Here is a 2,601-nt window from a genome sequence, read left to right as displayed (position 1 = left end):
TGTGTTATTAATTCTAAGCTTGGTATTCCTAATGGTATGCTCAAATCTGCCATATTTTATGAGACTCAATTTGTTATCTAATTTTACTATAACCATCTTTGTTCTCTATTTCAATACCAACTAGAAAAGGAGAAGAGCCTATAAAAACAGCCTTAAAGGTGAGAATATCACATGATTTTTAATATTCATGAATTTTGTAAATATACGGTAAAAAGGGAGATAGTAGTAATAGCTAAACAAAACTACATATCAATATTAAATTCTGAAGCTTGGATATAATGGGCTTTTACAGACATACCTTGCCACTTTCTCAAGTTCCCTCAACCTACCCCAAAAATGCAAATTTTTAAATTTTACTGAATTAAAAATGGATGAAATTATAATCGCCTGTATACTTTAATAAAAAAATTGTTAATATTATTAATAGTTTATCTATACTGCAACTGAGTAATACTACACACAAATATGATTCAAACTTATGGACAAAGAAAAGGCGTTAGAAGCTGCATTAAGTCAGATAGAGAAAGCATATGGAAAGGGTGCCATTATGAAATTGGGTGAGATGGATGCTCAAGATATTGAATCAATTCCATCTGGGTCATTAGGATTGGACATAGCTTTGGGGGTTGGAGGTTATCCAAAAGGCAGAGTAATTGAAATTTTTGGTCCAGAAAGTTCGGGTAAAACAACTTTAACACTTCATGCAATCGCTGAATGTCAAAAAAAAGGTGGACCATGTGCATTTATCAATGCTGAACATGCTTTTGATAGATCATATGCAAAGAAATTAGGAGTTAAGATAGCAAGCGAAGCAGATTTTATAAGTTTTGGAACTAACGATCTAACCCAAACATGCCTTGGTATTTCACGAGATGATGCAGGTAAATTTTTAAGAATTTATATAGAAAAAGGTATTTTTCTTGAAGATCCTTTTGCTTCTATTTATGAGCAAACAGTAGGAGAGTTGTTGAAAATGGCAATTGAAAGTAGTAGAAAACATAATCCAAATATAAAAATTGGTGTTTGCAGTGAACATGCTGGAGACCCCACTTCAATAAAATTTTTAAGTAAATTAAAAATTGATTATATATCGTGCTCTCATTACAGGATACCTATTGCCAAAGTGTCTGCCGGAAAATACAACATTAAAATATAAAAATGAAATCTATTAATTATTACATTCAATCATTATTTTCTTATAAAAATTTCAAAGAATTATTCAGCTCACTAGCATTTGCATTTATTTTTGCATTTATTTTTCAAACATTGATATATCAACCCTTTAAAATTCCGTCTGGTTCAATGAAGCCTGGATTGCAAATAGGAGATTATCTTTTTGTTGAAAAATTTGCTTATGGATATAATAATAGCTCCCTTTCCTTCATGTTTAACAGATTTGATTTATTTAATGAATCGTTATCTTTTGACACTCCTCCAAAAAGAGGCGATGTCATAGTTTTTTTATTACCAACGGACAGTAGTAGACACTATATAAAAAGGCTTATTGGACTTCCTGGTGATGAAATACAAATTAAGGATGGGCAATTATATATCAATAATGTTGCTGTAAAGAGAGAAAATAAAGGTCAGAGAATTGATATAGAACAAAATGGCACTCATTATGTAAAAAATATTTTCAAGGAAACTCTCCCAAATGGAGTAAGCTATATGGTTTATATGGAGAATGACGGAAAAGGCTATCTAAATAACTTTGATCACAATGACACTCCAGTTTATAAAGTGCCACAAGGTCATTATTTTTTCATGGGAGATAATAGAGATAATTCGATAGATAGTAGATTCTTAAAAAAAATGGGTTATGTTCCTAAAAATAACATTCTTGGCAAAGCTAAAATATTATTTTGGACATCTAATTTTTCAGTGTTAGATTTCATTACAAAACTTAAAACAAATAGAGCTTTTAAAATAATTAAATAATACTTTTTGTGGAACTAGAAGACTATAAATTCAAAAATATTAATCTCCTTAAAATAGCCTTAACACATCCTAGCAGCAATTCGAGATATGAGAGGTGGGTATGGGAAGATGGGGTTTCTGGAAAATATTTTTCGTAGAAAAAAATAGTAAGTGCAGAAGAAAATAGAGTTTGCTAAGCTAAATCAGTAAATAAAATGTAAAGCAAACTTAAGATGCATTCAAAAAACATCTAAAATTTAAGGCATTAATAGAATCAGTCAAAAAAGAATTTAATAAAATTGAAGATACCAGAGGGAAGAACAAAAGCAATAGTATATCTGATGTTATGCTATCAGGAATAGAATGTATGTATTTCCAATATCCCTCATTATTAAACTTTCAAAGAAGAATGGAGGTTAATGGTCATAAGAATAATTTAAGGAGTATGTTTAGCGTAGGTGATATACCAACTGATACCGGAATGAGAACTATAATAGATGAAGTGGATACAGAGGTTGCATTTAGAGGAATATTCAAAGAATTTTATCAAAGATTACAAAGAGGAAAGCATTTAGGCTCTTCTCCTTTTCTAGTTGGTATTGAAATAGAGAACAAAGATGGTTATAGTAAAATTAGATAACAAATTGAGTCTCATAAAATATGGCAGATTTGAGCATACCATTA

At 30.2% G+C, this 2,601-nt stretch carries 3 protein-coding genes and 1 pseudogene; all 4 read left to right on the top strand.

Annotated features, from left to right (window positions below; translation table 11 throughout):
* Positions 1 to 478: 478 nt before the first annotated feature.
* A pseudogene (locus tag AB8B65_RS17940) lies at positions 479 to 802 on the top strand (ATPase domain-containing protein); the annotation flags it as partial.
* On the top strand, positions 800 to 1,156 hold the full coding sequence (locus tag AB8B65_RS17935) for a putative PEP-binding protein (protein ID WP_405302662.1): 357 nt from the start codon (positions 800 to 802) through the stop codon (positions 1,154 to 1,156). The pseudogene AB8B65_RS17940 and the gene AB8B65_RS17935, both read left to right, overlap by 3 nt.
* A gap of 2 nt (positions 1,157 to 1,158) precedes the next feature.
* The gene (lepB, locus tag AB8B65_RS17930) at positions 1,159 to 1,938 is read left to right on the top strand and encodes a signal peptidase I (RefSeq protein WP_405302661.1); all 780 of its coding nucleotides are present in this window, start codon (positions 1,159 to 1,161) and stop codon (positions 1,936 to 1,938) included.
* A gap of 325 nt (positions 1,939 to 2,263) precedes the next feature.
* Complete coding sequence (locus AB8B65_RS17925) at positions 2,264 to 2,557, top strand: hypothetical protein (RefSeq protein ID WP_405302660.1); 294 nt, start codon at positions 2,264 to 2,266, stop codon at positions 2,555 to 2,557.
* Positions 2,558 to 2,601: the final 44 nt, after the last annotated feature.

This window comes from Kordia sp., assembly GCF_045105435.1.
Classification (GTDB): domain Bacteria; phylum Bacteroidota; class Bacteroidia; order Flavobacteriales; family Flavobacteriaceae; genus Kordia.
The sequence above is the reverse complement of the archived record's forward strand: the minus strand, read 5'-3'. Positions and strand labels throughout refer to the sequence as shown.